Raw genomic sequence first — 20,352 nt, forward strand, 5'->3', positions numbered from 1 at the left:
AGGAAACTGCTGCTTGTCTTCGAAGGTTAATACCTGACTCTGTATAATCTAATCCTAATTTTAAAACAGGTAAGTCTCTAAAGCTTTCAGTAGCTGCGCTTTTAGATAAAGTCTTACCATTTGTATTAGATTTAAAGAATATAGATTCTGTACCTTCTACTACGTATTCTCTTTGGCTATTGTTAAATGTTACTGTACCTCCATCTGAATCACTTCCTATAAAGAAACCTTGTGCTATTGGTATGAACGCTGCTGGTTCTGTAAAGGTAAAATCTGTTACAGGTTCTACGTTTGGTGAACAAGAAACATCTCCATCTGCATCAAAGAGATTTAAATAATCTACTTCTAAATCTGCTCCTGCTGTAACTTCTATTCGGATGTTGCTCGATTGCACAACACAGCTGCTGATTGTAATCTCCTCAAAAGCACGCTCTTCTTCATTAACACCTGGTGTAGCAGGATCATCATTAACCAATACTGCTGTCCCCTCCAATACAAAGGTGCTTGTTCTTTCCAATTCATTTAGTGAATTGGTATATTCTCCAAATTGTAACGCATTGTTTTCAAAAATTTGGATGCTAACATCTGCACTTGCTCGGTATCGGATGCGCAATGAATCTGCTGCTCTTGGTATAGCACTAAAGGTAACATTAGAGCCTACAGCATCTAATAACGCTACAGATATGTTACTACCGTCATCTGTTACGTTTTCTACTGAACCGTTAACTATGGTAGCTGTTTCTGCTTCGATATCTACATCTACAGGACCACCACCACCTGCGGCTGCCAATGCACTTACACTTGCTTGTATTGTTCTAGTAGCATATCCTCCAATATAACCTGCAAATCGATGTCCGTCTATTGCTTCTGCTGTGCTTTCTTCACTGGCATGTTCCCAGAAATACAAGACTCCTGTAGTGGCGTCTAAATTATCTTCTATAAACTCTTTAACGCTTATAGCAGATGCATATGGATTGGCTACTAAGAATGACTCACTACCTCCAATTGACTGTGTAAGCGTTCCATCTTTTGGGGTTCCCATAAACGTATAGTTTTGTGGTCTTCCTGGACCTTTAAATATGAATCCTGCTATATTATTTATTGGAGGAGTACTTCTGTTTTGAAACCAGTTTGCTCTTCCTGCTCCACTAGGAGCAAAAGTAAACATCCAGTAATCTGCTAAAGAAATTGGATCTGTAGTGTTCCCATCAAAACCTCCTATAAAGTTAATATCTTTTGCTATACCTGTTGCGCCTGATCCGTTTATTACTCCTGTAAAATTAGTAGCAGTAGTTCCATCTTTTAACACATTAGCGATACTATATTGTGTAGCGCCTGCTGCATTTGTTACAGGAGAACCTATGTAGTTGTATCTAAATAAACTAGGTACGGTTGAATTCTGGTCTACCAATAATCTTCCGCCTCCAGATACCAAACTTGCAGATTCGTGCGTTTGTACCAACTGCGCTCTACTTGCTCCTGTAACATCTATCAAACGAATATCTCCGTTTAAGACAATATCATTGGTAACAACTAATAAATTATCGGTAACCCCTAAGGTATTGCTCGCATTTACTTGTAATCTTCTTGCACTTAATCTACTTGACGTTTGATTGAAATCTTGATCAACAATAACAAAACGAGATCTATCAGGAATACCATTGTTCCATACCCCTCCAACTCTTGTGGTTACATCTACTCTGTGCAATCCTAATAATGTATTGGCATCTGTATTTGAATTCACAATCTCAGAAGTTAATGGCGCTAATGCATGTCTTCCTGTAATACCATCATTTGTATCTGTAAACGTTGGTAACGCTGGGTCTACAAATACGACCCATTCTGATGGAGTATACGTCGTATTTGGTGTTAACGTTTCATCTATTCTTACAAATGAAGTGTTGTTACCAAATTCTGCAACTATATCAAAACGATTGGCAAATGAGGTAATATCTGTTAAGGAAGATAAGGTAATAATATCATTACCGTCTGAAATATTGGTTAACGCATTGTTTTCTATAACATCTGCAGTAATAGTTGGTGTAGCAGCTGTTATATTGGTAATCGCATTTGCTGTATTACTAAATAGTACAGATTGTCCTGGTGCTAGTACATTTGGAAATGTGAACGTAACATCTGGTAATACTCCTGTTTGGTCTCCCGTTCTATCTTGGTATAATTGAATGTTGATAAAATTAGGGTTGATACTTGCAGATGTACTTATGTTGGTTACTTCTATCCAACGTTCTGAACCAAATTGATATACTTGCGTAATCATAGGAACTCCATTGGCCCCTGCATCCCTATAATCTAAATCTCCAATAGAATTAAAGTCACCATCTTCGTCTCCAAGATTTGCAGGAGAAGGAGGATTAATTCCGTCGTTTACTGTACTTCCCGTAATACCAGAATCATCATTATCATCAAAATTATCATCTAAACCATCACCGTCACTATCAACACCAGATAAAACATTATCTGTGTCTCCGTTTTCAGCAATATCGTTTAAAGCATCATTATCAGAGTTGGTGTCTATATAATCTGGATTATCGGTACCATCTGTATTCTCTGGGTTTATACCAAAGAAACCACCATTTTCATAATTATCATCTAATCCGTTGTTGTTTACATCTGTAATACCTACACCTACACCACTTGGAGCAATATAGTTTCTAGTAGGTTGCCCTTCTATATTATCTGGAATACCATCATTATCTGCATCAATATCTAAGTAATCTGGAATTGTATCTGAGTCTAAGTTTCTTGGTGATTGCCCTAAACCAGCAGAACTTGGTACTCCAAATGTACCCGTAGTTGTACCTACAGCTCCGTCTGCTCGACCATCTCTATCTGCGTCAGTTCCACCAGATTCTATTACGTCTGTTATACCATCATTATCTGAATCTAAATCTAGTGAATTTGGAACACCATCTCCGTCTGTATCAGGTGCATTTGAAGTTCCATCAAAATAAGTAAATACACTAACTGGACTCGGAAAACTTGCTAATAAACATTGATTAAATGATAATGAATAAAAACGTTCAAACGCTCCAGCAATACCATCATTAACACCCATTGTAAAGTTTAATTGTGTTATATCTTGTTTTTGAAAAAATATTCTATGCGAATTAACAAGACTTATAGGATCTGCACCATTTACTACAGAACCAGTACCATCTGCAGTAAATTGAGTAACTTGATCTCCTAGTAATGCAGAAGTTGCTTGACTTACTAAGACATTAGAAGTTAATGCTTGAGAATAACCTACAATTCTATTCACTCTATAAAATTCAGTTTCAAAACTTTCACCATCAACATCTTGAAAAAAACCACCTACGTTTGGAACAACTATTGGGGTGTTTGTGTCTGCTACTACAAAGGTTACATTAAAAGAAATTGTTCTTGCTCCATCTAAAGTATTGTCATAAGAAACTCTTGGTTGAAATGCGTTAGGTAATCCTCCACCAACATTACTGTTAATATTTACCAATGTAACTCCTGTACTTTTTTCTATAATGGTAACTCTAGCATCAATATCTGTTGCAACATCATCAAATCTATAGATTGCGCCAACTTCTCCTGCAGTACCACTTTCTAATGCTACAGAATTGAACACATAATTTGAGCCAGTACAAGTTGAGGTTCCGTTTCCTGGAAAAAATTGATAAGCTTCCTCTATGTCTGTAATACCATCATTATCATCATCTAAATCTGTGGTATCTGAAAAACCATCATTATCAGTATCTATTTCTCCAAAAATATCTCTATAATCTACGTCACCACCAGAAGCAAAGTCTGCATCTTCATCACCTAGATTCGCAGGAGCTGGTGGATTATGATTATCGTTTACTGTTGAACCAGAAATTCCTGAGTCATCATTATCATCAAAAGCATCTACTAGCCCATCACCATCTAAATCTGTCAAAGCAAAAGGGTCTGCATCTCCATTTTCATCAACATCATTAATTCCATCGTTGTCAGAGTCACCATCTATATAATCTGGATTATCTGCTCCATCAGTATTTGTAGGATTTAAACCAATTAATACTCCATCTTCGTAATTATCGTCTACACCATTATTATTTGCATCGGTAATTCCTGCTGCTACTCCACTTGGGGCCACCCAATCTGCAGTAGTTTGGCCTTCTACATTGTCTGGAATTCCGTCGTTATCTGCATCAATATCTAAATAATCTGGTATCGTATCTCCATCTGAATTTATTGGCGTATTTCCAGTTCCTGCAGAACTTGGTATACCTAATATATTTCCTGAAGTTCCTACAGCACCATCTGCCCTACCATTTCTATCTGCGTCTGTGCCTCCTGTCTCTATTACGTCTGTAATACCATCATTGTCTGAATCCAAATCTAAAAAGTCTGGAATCCCATCTCCATCTGTATCTAGACTTGCCATAACACCATTTACTATTGTAGATCCATTAGCAGCAGCATAAGCTGGGTCTTGGTAATTTGGAATTCCACTTCCATTGTCTGCACTTGGGTCTGCAGTAAGACAATCTAAAGGTATGTTAACAATTGCAGCATTCGCTCCTGTTCCGAATACTGGAAAAGTACCGCTTTGAAAAACTGTACTTGCGTTCAAAGAAATTCTGTAAAAAGACGTAGCATTTTCATTACTGTTAGCACCTGTTCCTCCTGTACCAGCACCATCAAGACCATCTCCATTTGTATCTGAAAGTGTAAAGACATAAGTTCCTGCAATAGTTACAGGAAAATTTAAATCGATAATATCATCTGCGTCTGCATAAGGTCCGCCAGATTGCGAAAATCCATTGGGACCTGTTAACGTCCAGCTATTTTCATTTTCAAAAGCACCTAAATCTATAAAAACATTAATTGTTGATGAAGGAATAGTTTTACCTGAACAGTTTTCATCAAAATCTAAAATTCCATCATTATCATCATCTAAGTCTGTAGTATCTGGGAAACCATCATTATCCGTATCTATTACACCGGCAAGATCTCTATAATCCACATCACCACCGGAATTGACATCACCATCAGAATCCGTAAAATTGTCTGTTTGCGTATCGTCAAAAGCACCGTTTACGTCTGTATAACCTTGGTCAACCCCACCTGTTTCGATGGCGTCCACCAAACCATTGGTACCTACAGTTCCTGTAACTTCTCCTGCTCCGTCATTTGCCAAACCACTACCCGATTCTACGACATCAAAAATACCGTCATCATCAGAATCTAAATCCAAATAATCTGGATCTCCGTTATTATCTGTATTTTGAGGTGTTAAACCATTTGAGTCTGCTCCATTAGAATTTCCGTTTGGAGTTGCATCGTAAGCATCGTCTAAACCATCTTTGTCTGCATCGTTTCCAGAAGGCGGTATATAACCAGCAGTACTTTGCGCTTCTATATTATCTGGAATACCGTCGTTATCTGCGTCTAAATCTAAACAATTGATAACTCCGTCACCATCATCATCACTAATTACTATATCATAAGCCAATTGAAAATTTAAAAATGTGTAAGATGACGCAGTTGCTTGTCCTTCAAAAGTACTGTCTAAAATATAATCGTTGGCTGTTGCTGCTGTTGGACTTGTGAATTGAACAACACCATTTACTAAAAACTGAATTTGTGTGCCAACTCTACGAATAGCAACTGTAGTACCATCTGTAGCATTATTAGGTAATGTTGCTGCAACACCACCATTTTGAATGACTTGAATAGCTTGTGTATTCCCTCTAAATCTTAGTGCATATTCTACATCTAATCCTGAACCTGTATTGGTACCAAAAGCATCAATACCAATAACTGCATCTCTTTGTGCTTCTGTAAATGTACCTTGAAGGGTAAAACTAACTGTAAAATCTCCTGTAACACCTTCAGAAGAAAATCGGGGAGAAACTATACTGTTGCTGAAACCAGCTACTCCTGCAGTATTAGAAAAAGTGACATCATTGTCATTAATTGTAAAACCATTACCACCCTGTAATGATAGAGACAAATCTCTAGTAACCGTTCCAGTAAAAGAGTTACACCCTTCTTCTGTGTCTAAAATTCCGTCATTATCATCATCAATATCTACATCATCTAGAATACCATCATTATCAGTATCGTTTGGATTATCTCTATAATCTACATTTCCGCCTGAACCATCTGCAATAAAATCGCCATCGTTATCGCCTAAGCTGATATTGTTTGGCGTGTCAATTTCATCGTTTACATCAAAACCATCATTATTATTTCCTCCTTCAAAAATATCTAATAAGCCGTCTCCATCAGTATCTGCAGTGCTGGAAATGGTATCTGGTCTTGTTCCGTTTTCTGCAATATCATTAATTCCATCGTTATCTGAATCTGCATCTATATAATCTGGATTATCTGTATTGTCTGTATTCTCTGGGATTAATCCAAAAACACCGTTAATTCCAGTGGTTTGATATGCATCATCTAATCCGTTATTGTCTGCATCTATCATTGCAGTACCTTGCCCACTAGGAGCAATATAATTGAAAGTACCTTGTGCTTCTATATTATCAGGAATACCATCATTATCTGCATCTATGTCTAAATAATCTGGAATACCATCTGTATCTGTAGAGGTAGGTGTAACTCCTACTCCAGCAGAAAAAGGAATACCTGTAGCACCTGGAGCACCATCTGCTTTACCATCGTTATTAGCATCTGTACCCCCTGCTTCTTTAACATCTGCAATTCCATCATTATCTGAATCTAAATCTAAGGCATCTGCAATACCATCTCCATCTGTATCTCTACAAGAAGGGATATAGCTGATATCATCATATACAATATTTTCTCCACTACCACTTATAGTGATAGTGACCTCAGAGATTGGAGTAGCTATATTATAATAACCAAAGAAATTATAAAGCGAATTACCTACTGTAAGCGTGGAATTATCTATAGTATTTGTTACTTGAAGTGTACTTCCAGCATTTGCATCTACTGAATTCCATATTGTTACACCATCTATAGCAATGGTAAAGGTAGAAACACCATCACCCGTATCGTGTAAATCTCCAATATTAATACCAAAACCATAAACTGGTGTTGTAAAATTAATAGTAGTGGTATTATTTGCTGCAAGAGCTACTTGATTGGAACCTGAGTTTGGATTTGTACCAAACGAGGCACCAGCTATGGTTCCTCCGCTTAACGTAAAACCAGTGAATGTATTGCTCGCTACTGTTCCAGATCTGCCTTCAAAATTTTCTATAACCTCATTGGTTACATTGTCTAAATAATTGTTTTGCCATGTAGTTCCGTCAATAATTAAATTGGCATCCGTAAGTGCTAAAGCCTCAGAACAACCTTCAACTGAATCTAGAATCCCGTCATTATCGTTATCCAGATCACAGACATCAGAAATACCATCTCCGTCTCTGTCAGGAGCTCCTGTAGTTGCTGCATTACAACCAGGTGGCAATACTGTAATTTGTAAGTTACCTTGTTCTGAACTTACCCCTAAGGTATCTTCTACTCTAAAAAAGATTGAGGCGTCTCCTGTATATGTGGGTTCTGGATCAAAAACAATACTACCCGTGTTGGTTACCGTATATGTACCTACTCCAGGAATTACCAAAGGTGAACCTATACTACCTAGATTACTAATATCATTTGGATCTGTTAAAATTATAGTATTTGGATCTAAATTACCATCAGGATCATTTGATCCTGTTAATATATTACCGGTAAAATTTTGATCTTGATCTACTATATTTCCTAAATTATCTTGTACTGTTGGTGGGTTATTGATAGTGGTTGTAACTGGAGTACCAAAAACAACTTCACCTAAAAAACCAACAGAAATATTTCTTGTAGTATTAGGAGTAGCATTATCTCTACCCAAGGTAAAATCTACGATACTTACATTTTCATAATTTATACGTACTACAGATCTTGTATTACTCGCACTTACTCCTGTGTCCGTAACATTTGCACTTGTAAATCGAATAGAATTTGGAACTATAGATCCTGGTGCAACACTAATAATAGTTCCAGGAGGAGTAGCACCCTCTAACTGGTAACTATTGGGCACAATGACTTCTGCCCATTCTTGGGCATCTAAATCTATAATTTCTAATGTGTAATTGTCTAAAGGAAAAGGAACAGCTTCATTTAAGTTTGCATCTGCACTACCCGCAACAACAAACTCCATTTGCCAACGCACTGCTTCTCCAGCTGTATCGTATGTAATTGAAGGTTCAAATCTGTTTAGTAAATTTTGAGTAATATCTATACTCTCAACCGTAGGAGTACCTGTAAATGAGACTATTCTAAGAATAGCGTCTACGTTTGTTGGTGTGCCATTAGCAGAAAGTTCTACATCATCAACTATGTATACAGCACCTGGTTGTAAATCTGTACCTTGTACAAGTCTCTGTGTGTTTGGAAATATTGGATTTGATTGCCCAAAAAGATTTAAACCACCTAATAATAACACTGAAAAGCTAAAAACAATATTCTTTACAAGAATTCTTATTCTTTTATTATTTGTCCCCATTTTATCAAATTTGTAATACTATATAGCTACAACAAAATTTATGCTATAGATTTCTTTTTATTAATAAGTTGATTGGGTTTCTTTTATATTTAGAGCTACTTTTTTTGTTCCACACACAAACAAACAAAATTGACACCATACTAATGACATATTATTTGTCTGCAATACATGACTTAATAAAATAAATAAACACTAAACTCAAACGAAATATTCCCCCAAATACCTTCGTTATCAAATAGATAACTATAAAAAAATTATTTTTTAATCTAACAAAAGTACACATAATTTTTAAATTTAAAAAGTTTAACTTTAAAAATTCATATATTTTTGGTATAACAACTTTTATTTTGTCGGATTTTTTTTTAAAACCTTATAATTTAGTTAAAATAATAGTGTTGTCTGTTTTCATTTTTTTAATGCCTGATTATGGTAATTCATAAAAAAAACTCCAACTTTTTTAAGTTGGAGTTTTACCTGTAAATAATTGAAAAATTTATTTTCTAACAGACTTTACAATTGCTAATGCATTTTTAACATCTTGCTCTAATTTTGCATAATCTTTATTCGCAATAATTTCTTTAGATATTAATTTAGATCCCATACCAACACAAGTTACACCAGCATCAAACCAACCTTTTAGGTTTTCTTCTGTAGGAGAAACTCCTCCTGTAGGCATAATACTTGTCCAAGGTTGTGGACCTTTGATTCCTTTTACAAATTGTGGGCCGTAAATATCTCCTGGAAATAATTTTACGATTTCACAACCTAATTCTTCTGCTCTTGCTATTTCTGTTAAAGTACCACATCCTGGAGACCATAATACTTTTTTACGATTACAAGCAATTGCAATATCTTCTCTTAAAACTGGTGTTACAATAAAGTTTGCACCTAAAGCCATGTATAAAGAAGCTGCTGCACCGTCTGTTACAGAACCAACACCCATTATCATACCAGGTAATTCTGCAACTGCGTACTTTGTTAACTCACCAAAAACTTCATGAGCAAAATCTCCACGCGCTGTAAACTCCATTAAACGAGCACCACCATCGTAACAAGCTTTTAAAACTTTTTTACTTAATTCTATATCATTATTAAAAAACAAAGGAATCATCCCTGTTTCTTTCATTGCTGCTGCAACTTCTATTCTTGAAAACTGTGCCATATCTTATCTTGCTACTCTACCAGAAGCATCACCTCCCATTAATTTTTCTACCTCAGCAACAGTTGCTAAGTTTGCATCTCCTTTAATAGTGTGCTTTAAACAAGAAGCAGCTACAGCAAAGTCTAATGCATTCTGGTCATCTTCTGGGTATTTTAATAATCCGTATATTAAACCTCCCATGAAAGAATCTCCACCACCTACTCTATCTACGATATCTGTAATTTGGTACTGACGTGTTTGGTATAATTTTTTACCATCATATAAAACACCTGCCCATGTGTTATGAGAAGCAGAAATAGAACCTCTTAACGTAGTAATTACTTTTTTAGCTCGTGGAAATTTTTCCATCATTTGCTCACAAACAGATAAGAAAGCCTCTGCTTTTACATTATGGCCTTCTGTTTGTACAGAAATTCCTTCAGGCTTAATACCAAAATGCATTTCAGCATCTTCTTCATTACCTAAAACAATATCACAGTAAGACGTTAATTCAGTCATTATTTTTTCTCTATGAGCAGCATCACAAAACTTCCATAATTTAGCTCTATAGTTTAAGTCAGTAGAAATTGTAATTCCTTTTGCACTTGCAGCTTTAACAGCTTCTAAACAAACATCTGCAGCACCCTGAGAAATTGCAGGAGTAATACCTGTCCAGTGAAACCACTCAACACCTTCAAAAACAGCATCCCAGTCTATCATACCAGACTCTATTTCTGCAATTGCAGAATGTGCTCTATCGTATACAACTTTAGATCCTCTAGATACAGCTCCTGTTTCTAAGAAATAAATTCCTAAACGGTCTCCACCATATACAATTTTATCTACACCAACACCTCTTTTACGCATTTCCATCATTGCACACTCTCCAATATCATTCTTTGGTAAACGCGTTACAAAATCTACATCTACTCCGTAGTTTGCTAATGAAACTGCTACGTTAGACTCTCCTCCTCCGTAAATAGCATCAAAACTATTTGCTTGAGAAAACCTTAAAAATCCTTGTGGAGCTAATCTTAACATGATCTCTCCAAATGTTACTACTTTTGCCATTTTTAATTTAAATTATATACACTTAGTTAATTAGTTAAACGTTTAAGCAAATTTTTAAAATAAAATCAAAACTACAGAAATGAACTATTGTTTTGATTATATCAAATATCGATATATATTTGCTTTAACGATTAAGCAAAGGTATAAAATTTTTTATTATCAAAAAGAAAACCACCATAAAAGATATTGCAAATGTTCTAAACATTTCTCCCGCTGCTGTATCTAAAGCATTACACGATGACTCTAGAATTAGTGTTAAGACAAAAAAAGCAGTAAGACAAGTTGCAAAAAACTTAAATTATCAACCCAATCATTTGGCTAGCGCTTTAAGAAGTGGCAAAAGTAATTTAGTTGGTGTGATTGTGCCTAGAACTAATAGTAACTTTTTTTCCTCTGTAATTCAGAACATAGAAGAGGTTTTAAATAAAGAGGGTTACAACATTATCATTACCCAATCTAACGAATCTTACAAGAAAGAATGCGATAGTATAGATACTCTTTTGTATACTCAAGTTGATGGTATTATTGCTTCTATGGCTAATGAAACAGTTAACTTGAGTCATTTTGAAAAAGTAAAAACAAAAGGAATTCCGCTTATACTTTTTGATAGAGGTGAAAATGATTTGAATGTAGATTATGTTGGTATTGATGACTACAATAGTAGCCACTTAATTGTTGAACATCTTGTAAAACAAGGCTGTAAAAGAATTGCTCATATTGGGGGTTATAAACATACGAGAATATACAATAATAGAATAAGGGGATATATAGATGCTTTAAAAAAACACAATTTACCTCTGGACGATGAACTTCTTTTAGAAGGAAACCTAACAATTAAAGACGGTAAAGCAAAGATGCTGCAACTACTATCTTTAAAAAACAGACCAGACGCTGTATACGCTGCTAGTGATTATGCTGCTTTAGGCGCACAAAGAGTGTTGAAAGAAAACAACATAAAAGTACCTGATGATGTTGCTTTAGTAGGTTTTAGCAACGAACCCTTTACTTCTATGGTTACTCCTTCTATTACTAGTATTGAACAACATAGTGAAGCCATTGGTAAAAAAGCAGCCAATGCTTTTTTAGAACATGTTAAAAAAGATGTTGTTACACAAACATTAACGAAACACATTTTAGATGTTGAACTTATGATAAGAAATTCTTCTCAAAAAATAAAATCTCATTAAATAAGTTTCTATATTTTTAACGAATTGGTAAAACTATTCTGTTTTACAGTAGACCTACCCTTTTAGAGCTATAGTTCTTATTTTGTGTAGTGATGAACATCATATCTATATTATTTATAAAAACATAGACTAAAATTTCCATTAACAAAATCATTAAAACTATATATTCCAATAAAAATCAAATATCTAACCAAGATTTTTTACTTTTGTATGTAACCAAACTATCTATTACATGAAACAGCTTATTATTTTACTTTTACTAATCATCGCTTCTATTATTGGGTTTGGCAAGTATCAACAGTATAAAAGGTACACCTCTCCAAAAGTAACGTATCAAACTGAAAAAAAATTAGATTTTGAGTATCATAATCAAGAATTTGTTCTAAACTATTACAAGGCAATTGAAGATTTAAACAGTTATGTAATGTTACAATGGTCTGCCAACAGTATTGATGTAAGAACTCCTGAAGATGATGATCATGAAACTAAATTAGCCGTAACTAGATACTCAGAAAAACTAGGTCGAATTAAATATTATGAAACAAAGTTATATACATCTGCCCTTTTAAAAAAGGATGGATTATCTAATAAAGAAATTAAATTCTTGGAAGAAACTGGCACAGATTTAAATAGCTATAAATATCAACAAGAGGTTATGAGAATTAAAAGTATGTTTGATAACGAAAGGAAACTTTCTTACGGACAAACTGGTGCATTAATTTATGAAGTACAAAAAAAACTGGTAAAAAAAGGATTTAATATTACTGTTGATGGTATTTATAGAATTGAAACCAAAAATGCTATTAAAAGTTTTGAAGAAAAAAATAATCTCTTTGCAGATGGCCTTTTGGATATTTTAACCTTAGATGCATTATTTAAATAACAATTTATTATTATTTGTTTAGGCATAACGCATTTGTAATTTACACTCAACTATCTTAAGGAACAAGTAGGCTTATTTTAGTTACTACTAAGAAATTATATTTTGTAATCTATTATGTATTTTTAAAATACTAATCTAAGGGAGTTTGATATAAGTCTTCTATTATACAAGTGTTATTTAACTGAAAAATAGATAATTACCATTTATAACATTGCTGAAATTTAAATGTATTTAAATTGAAAGTAGCTTACGAAGTAAAAGTATAGTTGAGAAAATCTCATATCTATAGTGAAATTTCTCCATTTGAGTCGAAATAATATACTTTTTAAACAATAAAAACAGTAATTAACTGTTAATCAATATTTTTTATACCGAACTCACGTTATGTAAGTAAACTCTACCATTGAAATTAGTAAAATTTGTTTTGAGCATAAAAAATTCTGCTTCTAAGGTAGATTTTGATATGATTTTTTCATCAAAAAGCTACTATTACTGAAACTTTGAAACTACTTTAAATATTATATACAACAAGTATTTTATATTCCTAAAACACTTTTTTGTGTTAAAATTTTAAAAAAATGCGTTCAAATAATTTGAACGCATTTTAAGTTTGTATTATTTCTTAATGATAATCTATATTACTCTTTTACAAATTTAGCAGTACCAACTTTTCCTGCAGATTGATATCTTATTAAATAAATACCAGAACTTAAACCTGATATGTCTAAAGTATCTGAGGTATTATTTAGTGTAAACGACTTTACTCTTCTTCCTAATACATTAAACATTTCAACATTAGAAATTAAACCTTTAGCAGAAATATTTAATACATTGTTTGCAGGATTAGGAAACATTGCAAAACCTAGTTCTAAATTATTCTCCACACTTGCAGTAGCTTCTCTGTATAAATAAATATTATCTACATAAACAGTTGATGGTGGTGTAGCAGAATTGGTATAAATTATCAATACTTCTTTTATTTTATTTCTAGGATCTGCACCTAATGGTAAATCTAATGAAACCCAAGTTTGAGCATCTGTTGGTGCAGTTGCAACTTCTTTAATTATAGCACTAGATTCTCCTGCAGAACCATCTGGTTTATCATGATTTGACAATTTAATTTTAAAAACTTGACCTGGTACATAATCTCCTGCAATCCAAAAATCCATATGAACATTTGTCATTTCTGTAGCATCTACAACACCTTCTGCATTACCAATGTTAAAACCGATAAAATCAAAACTTCCTCTTGTTATTTTTAAAGCATTATTGCCAGCAAATGAACCTTCTTCAGCTTCTGCTCCTTCATCCCATGGAACACCATTTAAGCCAGTAGCAGTTCCGTATGAATCTCCATAAATAGAAATTACATCACTAGCATTTCTAGTTGGCGGGGTGTTAGGTGCATCTGTTGGTTCTGGATCTGCTACTGCAGGAGCTTCTACAACAGAAATATCATCTATACTGATTGTACCTTGACTGTGCGCTAAATCAAAGAAAATTCTACCATTTGTAGCAGTAATATTAGCTGGCGCACGAAGTACTTGTGTATACGTTTGCAAAGTAGTAGTCATTGGTATATCTCTTTGGTCATTTGTAAAAGGATTTTCATTTAATCCTAAACCGAGTCTTACCAACCTACCTTCTGTGTCTGATTGTGCTGTAAATGTAACTGTATAAGATGTATTGGCTACTAGAGTTATATTTTGCTGTAAATTAACTTGCCATGATTGTTCACTTGGTAAAGCACTTGCTACGTTTGCAAAAAAGAAACTATTACCACCTTCTGTTCTTATTTCTGGAGGATTTGAATGATTACTAGTCCAGCTAGTAGCACCATTAGAGAAATCTCCATTAGTAATTAATTCTTGAGAAAACCCTATTGAAGTAATCAACAAGGTTAACAATAAAGTAATTTTTTTCATGATTATGTATTTAAAACGTTATACAACAATATTAACTCTATTATGTTTAATATTAACTTTTAAGACCTCAACAAAAAACATACAGATCTAAAAAAACAAATTATTTACAATTGAAACACACAAAAACAAGTAATAGCAAAGGTTTTGGTTATTTGTATATTTATAAAAATAAATGTTAAATTTTTAAACTATACATAATTGTATAGGTGATGTATAGGTGTAAAAAGACTTAAATATGAATACGTATAGCTGATAAATTTATAAATCAAAAAAAACTCTGTAAATACTAGTATTTACAGAGTTTAACAATATAACAACTAAACTTAAAATTATTGAATTTACTTTAAAACTTCAGCTTTTCATGTTTATTCCATAGGCCCCAATACGCTCCAATATCACCTTCATCACCAACTTTCCAAGATTCATCAAAAGAAGAAAAATAAAACACATCAACATTGTCTCTAGAAGACCAAGCTTGTGTATTTATAAAATACTTAATTGCATTTTCTTCATTTGAATGTGCCTCACCTTCAGAACCTTCTTGACTAGGCCAACCTGTTTCAGTAATAATTACCTTTTTACCGTTAGCAGCACTTTTAGCTTGATCATACATATTCTGCATATGTTTTAAAGAATATTGTAGAGGGCAACCTTCCCAAAATGGATAACAATTAGACAAAATAACATCACTTACTTCAACTAATTCTGGGTGTTTTGTAAATTCATAATATGCATCTACATAACCTACAGTTATCTCTGGTATTTCATTTTTTACTCGCTTTATAAAACCAAGTAATTCCTCTAGAGTTAAATCGTTTCTATATAATACTTCGTTTCCTACAGCAGCAATATCTACATAACCTTCTTTAGCTAATTGTAGTAAAGCTTTAATTTCTTTTTCATTTTTTTCTGCATCATTACCTAACCAAGCACCTACCATAGTTTTTAAACCATGTTTTTTTGCTATTCTAGGAATATGTTCATTACCTTCTATACAAGAAAAGGAACGAATCCATTTTGTATAAGGCTTCAGAATTTGAATTCTTCTTTCTACTTGTTGCTCTGTAATGATATCTCCAGGTTTTTGACCATCTTCATACATACTAAAACAAATACCATGCATACCTTTCTGCAGTGTTGTGCGCCAAAGTAGCTTTAATTCTTCTATTGAATACCCACTAAAATCAATCCCTGTATTTGTTTCATTACCTTTAAAATTTAAAGAAAAATGATGCCCTTTTCTATATGACATTTATATTTATTTTAATTTATAACTCGCCTCTTCGTTCTACTAAAACTTCTTTAATTTCCTTTGCTCTCTTTTCATTTAAGCTATATTTCCACATTACCAATATTGCTAAAGCTGCTGTTGATGAGGGTACAATAATGTCTGCAATTCTAAGATTATTCATGGTTTCAATAGTTTGTGTTGTAGCACTAGGATCAAAACCTACAATACTCAAAATAGCACCTCCTAAAACCAATGCTATAGATTGACCAATTTTTACCATTAACCAATAAATTGCTCCAAAAGTACCTTCCTTTCTTGGCATACCGTTTTCAAGTTCATCTAAATCACAAACATCTGCCGTCATAGACATCATTAAAGTGAATAAGCCTCCCATACCAAAGGCAAAAAATGGAATTGGTAAAAATATTAACCATGGTACACCATCTCCAACATCTATACTAAACCAAGACATACCTATTGAGTTTAAAGTTGGGTCTAAAAATTCAAAAATTGATGCAATACCATTGTTTAAATTTTCTCCTAAAGAAGTTTGATTAAAACTGTTATTTAACTCTTTATCAAAACCCCACCACTTTAACACATAACCTATAATTGACAAAAAAGTAGAAATTAAAAATGCTTTTCTTTTTCCCCATTTAGTTGCCATTCTAGAAATTATGGGTATAATTAAAATTGCAGTTATTAAAGCATTGATTGTGTTGAACCATGCTGGCCAAGTACCTGCTAATTCATAACTACCATTATACATATAAAATACAATAATAAATACCCCAAATGCTGCTACCAATTGAAAACCGTTAAAAACTAGAAAAGTTGCTCCACAAAGTTTCATAAAAGGTTTATTTTTTGAAACTTGTAGAATACCTCTCCATAATTCTTTCATGTTTGATCCTAAAGTTCTAAAATTTATCTCTTGTCTATTTTCCATATTTGCAGCATCTATACCTCTACAAAATATAGCAGGTAAAACACCAAACACAATACACAAACCTCCAACTATTAAAGCCATTGTTCTTACCCCTTCTGTTTGTGTATTAAAAATTTCTTTATCAGGAATAATAACATATAACCAAGGCACTATCATCCACGCTATTTGCCCCATAATATTAGAAAATGCCATTAAACGAGTTCTTTCATCATAATCTGAGGTCATTTCGTAACCAAGCCCCACTAAAGGAGTTGCAAACATTGTATTACCTATTAAAAACAATAACTGAATTATCATCACGTGCCAAATAATGTAAGATTGTGATGCATTATCATCTATCTGCCACATTAAAAAGAATAGTATACCGCTTATGATGGCACCAACAAAAATATAGGGTCTACGTCTACCCCATTTAGATTTTGTATTGTCTGAGATAAACCCCATAATTGGGTCTGTAATTGAATCAAAAATTCTTGGTAAACCACCCAATAAACCTGCCCATAAAGGGTCTATACCCCAAGCAGTTAATAAAAAGAATTGAATAAAGACACCTAACGTTCCAGGTAAAATATTTAATATAAATTGACCTGCCCCAAATGCTGATTTTTGAGCAAAAGGAACTTTGCCTTTTGTAGATACTGTTTTTATTTTTGACATAATAATTGGTTTATTTTAATACAATAGTTTGTAATGCCTGAGCATCTATACTTATAATTACCTCTTTTTCATTTACTTGTAATTTGAAATTCTTTTTTACTTCACCTTCATTAAAAACCACTACAACAATAGAAGTATCTGGATTTTGAGCTGCAGTAACTTGTAACTCTTTATCTGTCTGATGTACTCCAATTATTTTAGCCTTTGGTCTTATAAATTTGCTAAAGTGAGCCATTGTATAATATAATGGCGTAAAATATACTTCATCATTTTCTGGATCTACAAGAATTGGAGCTACACACCAGTTTTTAAACCAATTGGGGCCTCCTTGTTTATCTAAGACCATATTCCAATCTATCCAACCATCTACCCAATTGTTTAAACACCCAATAATATCTCTGGCATATCTATTTACAGGGGCATATTTGGGGTGTAAATATTTTTCTTCTTCAGATGCCCAATCCCATCCCCAATCTGTAGCTTCTTTTTTCCAATACCATGCATCATCTTGCCATTTTGGAACTTCAGAATCTACGCATCCTTCTGTTTCTATTAAGAATTTATTTGGAGCTTTGTGGTGTGCATATTGCAAATCTTCTTCAAAAACAGCATAGGTACTCTCATACCAATGAATTGCAGTACCACTATAGTATTTTGATGAATTTTCGTCACGATACATTTCATCTACCCATTCTTTAAGTCCTGCTCTATTTTGATCATAGCCTAAAATAATTTTATCTGCATACCCTTCTTTTTCTAATTTAGGGCCTAAATGAAATTCTACAAAATCTGTCATTTCTTTAGGTGAAAAATGCATGCTCTCCCAATTATTTCCATTTCCATGAGGTTCGTTTTCTACTGTAAAACCCCAAATATCTATGCCTTCTTTTTGATAAGCGTCTAAATATTTTGCAAAAAATAGTGCCCAAGTATCATAATATTTGGGTAGTAACTTGCCTCCTATCCAATTTTTGTTGTCTTTCATCCATGGTGCAGCTGTCCATGGTGATGCAATTATTTTAAACCCTTCTTTTGATACTTTTAAAGCATCTTTTATCATCGGAATTAAATCGTCTGCATCGTCTTTAATCGTAAAATGTTTTAAATAAATATCATCTTCTACAGGAGAATAGGAGTACTGAGATAGCGAAAAATCACAAGAATTCATATGTGTTCTTGTTAACGAATAATTAGCACCTTCTTGAGAAAAATACGCTTGTAATATGGTATCTCTATTTTTTTTACTTAATTGATTTAACAAATAAGCAGAAGACTCTGTAAAAGCACCTCCAAAACCCGTTATGGTTTGAAAAGTAGTATCTGAATTGATTTCTATTGTTGATACATTCTGAGTAGATTTAAATTCTAAAATCTTTGTAAGCTTATTACCTGCCGCAGATGTTTCAAAAACCTCTACAACTAATTTTTGTGCATTATTGCTACAACTCATTACCATTGCTAAAAAAAATATCGAAAAAAAATAATTTGTTTTCATGGATTAATTTTTACCTATTGTACTCGGTATTGGGTACTAGAACTGTTTTCATTAATTCATTTTTATCTCCGTTAAACGATTTTGTAATGGGTTTACCGTTTCTTGTTAATCCTTTAAAAACTCCTTTATCAAACAAACTCCATATAGGGTATTTAGCTTCGTTTTTTAAGTTTATTAAACCAAAATGATTTTCAGATCCGTTTGGGTTTTGCGCATCTTTCCACTGCTCATCAAAAGCTTCAAAATAGAAACAAGAAATTCCTGCTTTACGGGTCCATTCTCTAAGATGTTTGTAGTACAAACCTTGTTTATATTCGTCAGAAGCTCTAGAACCGTTTACGCCATAATGCCCGCTAGAAGTGGTTGCCCAACCTGTTTCACCTATATGAATAGGCTTATAAACACCTATGCTTTTCATATAATTTTTAACGCTGTCATACTGTTGCATTGCAAATTCTTTTGCTCGTAACATAGCATTGTCTATTTTTTCTATATCAGATATGTTTTGTTGATTATCTGGTATTTTCCAAAATTCTGGATTATAATGAGAGTTGTGATATGCATAGGTATGCATAGAGACATAGTCTACTGATTTTATTAAGTTTACCAAATCTTCTGTGTGGTATGAAGCATCACCCCCTCCCCAGGAAGAAAAATCATCAGAACTGGTAATCCAAAGATCTTTTGGTAATTCTCCTTTTTTCTTTAATTCTTGCAAATGGTTTACCCATTTTAGGATTACGTTGGGTTGCACATAATAACTTGTAGCCCATTTTACCATAGCTTCATTACCTACAGCTATGATTTTTACAATATCTGAATATTGATTTGCCAGTGCTATAGCTCTTTTAATTTCCCCTTCGTTATTTGGACTTTCTATATCATGATTCGGTTCTAAACCTGTCCAAGCATATAAACAATCTATCCAAGCTCCTAGCATTACATACATCTGAAAATTTGGATCTTCTTTTTTAATAGCTGTTATTGCTTTTAAAACATTAGATGCATGAGGTAATTGAGGTTGCACATTGTATGTTCTTATTATTCTAACTCCCATAGCATAAAGAAGTTTCATATCATCTTTTAACTCTTCTATTGTGGGCTGAATGTCTCTAGAGTTTTCTCTATAACCTCCGTAGGAAATTGCTAAGTAGTTAGGATTACCTAAAATATCTGCTGCTGTCATTTCAACTTTTTGGTGTTGTTTTACTTTTTCTTTAGAGTTGCATGCAAACCATAAAAAACAAACAAATGCAGTTATTAGTACTTGAACAATTGCTTTTATAATTTTTGTTTTCATGATATTG

10 protein-coding genes are annotated in these 20,352 nt (G+C 33.4%); 2 read left to right on the forward strand and 8 right to left on the reverse strand.

Annotation, left to right across the window (positions count from 1 at the left end; all coding sequences use genetic code 11):
* From DUT90_RS04110 to DUT90_RS04120, 3 genes are all read right to left on the reverse strand, one after another.
* The coding region (locus DUT90_RS04110; protein WP_114425666.1) for an S-layer family protein at positions 1–8,506 on the reverse strand (8,506 nt) is incomplete at its 3' end.
* A gap of 493 nt (positions 8,507–8,999) precedes the next feature.
* Positions 9,000–9,668, reverse strand: coding sequence for a bifunctional 4-hydroxy-2-oxoglutarate aldolase/2-dehydro-3-deoxy-phosphogluconate aldolase (locus DUT90_RS04115; RefSeq protein WP_114425668.1), 669 nt, complete (start codon positions 9,666–9,668; stop codon positions 9,000–9,002).
* Positions 9,669–9,671: 3 nt separating this feature from the next.
* The gene (locus DUT90_RS04120; protein WP_114425670.1) at positions 9,672–10,718 is read right to left on the reverse strand and encodes a sugar kinase; all 1,047 of its coding nucleotides are present in this window, start codon (positions 10,716–10,718) and stop codon (positions 9,672–9,674) included.
* A 155-nt stretch (positions 10,719–10,873) separates the two neighbouring features.
* Between DUT90_RS04120 and DUT90_RS04125 the strand changes: the two genes are divergently transcribed.
* The gene (locus DUT90_RS04125; protein ID WP_114425672.1) at positions 10,874–11,905 is read left to right on the forward strand and encodes a LacI family DNA-binding transcriptional regulator; all 1,032 of its coding nucleotides are present in this window, start codon (positions 10,874–10,876) and stop codon (positions 11,903–11,905) included.
* Positions 11,906–12,137: 232 nt separating this feature from the next.
* Positions 12,138–12,788 (forward strand): peptidoglycan-binding protein, encoded by a 651-nt coding sequence (locus DUT90_RS04130; RefSeq protein WP_114425674.1) that lies wholly within the window; start codon positions 12,138–12,140, stop codon positions 12,786–12,788.
* Positions 12,789–13,426: 638 nt separating this feature from the next.
* On the opposite strand, the gene DUT90_RS04135 is transcribed toward DUT90_RS04130, so the two are convergent.
* The 5 genes from DUT90_RS04135 to DUT90_RS04155 all read right to left on the reverse strand — a co-directional run bounded on the left by DUT90_RS04135 (position 13,427) and on the right by DUT90_RS04155 (position 20,345).
* Entirely contained in the window at positions 13,427–14,713 is a 1,287-nt protein-coding gene (locus tag DUT90_RS04135; protein ID WP_114425676.1) for a T9SS type A sorting domain-containing protein, read from the reverse strand.
* Positions 14,714–15,056: 343 nt separating this feature from the next.
* Positions 15,057–15,965, reverse strand: a complete 909-nt coding sequence (locus DUT90_RS04140; protein ID WP_114425678.1) for a glycosyl hydrolase family 17 protein — start codon at positions 15,963–15,965, stop codon at positions 15,057–15,059.
* A gap of 16 nt (positions 15,966–15,981) precedes the next feature.
* Positions 15,982–17,550, reverse strand: a complete 1,569-nt coding sequence (locus DUT90_RS04145) for an MFS transporter (protein ID WP_114425680.1) — start codon at positions 17,548–17,550, stop codon at positions 15,982–15,984.
* A gap of 10 nt (positions 17,551–17,560) precedes the next feature.
* A complete protein-coding gene (locus DUT90_RS04150; protein WP_114425682.1) occupies positions 17,561–19,045 on the reverse strand; it encodes a glycoside hydrolase family 30 beta sandwich domain-containing protein in 1,485 nt (494 codons plus the stop codon).
* Positions 19,046–19,055: 10 nt separating this feature from the next.
* Positions 19,056–20,345, reverse strand: a complete 1,290-nt coding sequence (locus DUT90_RS04155; protein WP_114425684.1) for a glycosyl hydrolase family 17 protein — start codon at positions 20,343–20,345, stop codon at positions 19,056–19,058.
* Between the last annotated feature and the right edge of the window lie 7 nt (positions 20,346–20,352).

The sequence above is a fragment of the Polaribacter sp. WD7 genome (assembly GCF_003335085.1).
Taxonomy (GTDB): Bacteria; Bacteroidota; Bacteroidia; order Flavobacteriales; family Flavobacteriaceae; genus Polaribacter.

What these genes read in the sequence shown, in the direction of transcription:
- DUT90_RS04120 (WP_114425670.1), bottom strand. Translation starts at nt 10,718, where the DNA reads ATGGCAAAAGTAGTAACATTTGGAGAGATCATGTTAAGATTAGCTCCA.
- DUT90_RS04150 (WP_114425682.1), bottom strand. Translation starts at nt 19,045, where the DNA reads ATGAAAACAAATTATTTTTTTTCGATATTTTTTTTAGCAATGGTAATG.
- DUT90_RS04130 (WP_114425674.1), top strand. Translation starts at nt 12,138, where the DNA reads ATGAAACAGCTTATTATTTTACTTTTACTAATCATCGCTTCTATTATT.
- DUT90_RS04155 (WP_114425684.1), bottom strand. Translation starts at nt 20,345, where the DNA reads ATGAAAACAAAAATTATAAAAGCAATTGTTCAAGTACTAATAACTGCA.
- DUT90_RS04145 (WP_114425680.1), bottom strand. Translation starts at nt 17,550, where the DNA reads ATGTCAAAAATAAAAACAGTATCTACAAAAGGCAAAGTTCCTTTTGCT.
- DUT90_RS04115 (WP_114425668.1), bottom strand. Translation starts at nt 9,668, where the DNA reads ATGGCACAGTTTTCAAGAATAGAAGTTGCAGCAGCAATGAAAGAAACA.
- DUT90_RS04135 (WP_114425676.1), bottom strand. Translation starts at nt 14,713, where the DNA reads ATGAAAAAAATTACTTTATTGTTAACCTTGTTGATTACTTCAATAGGG.
- DUT90_RS04140 (WP_114425678.1), bottom strand. Translation starts at nt 15,965, where the DNA reads ATGTCATATAGAAAAGGGCATCATTTTTCTTTAAATTTTAAAGGTAAT.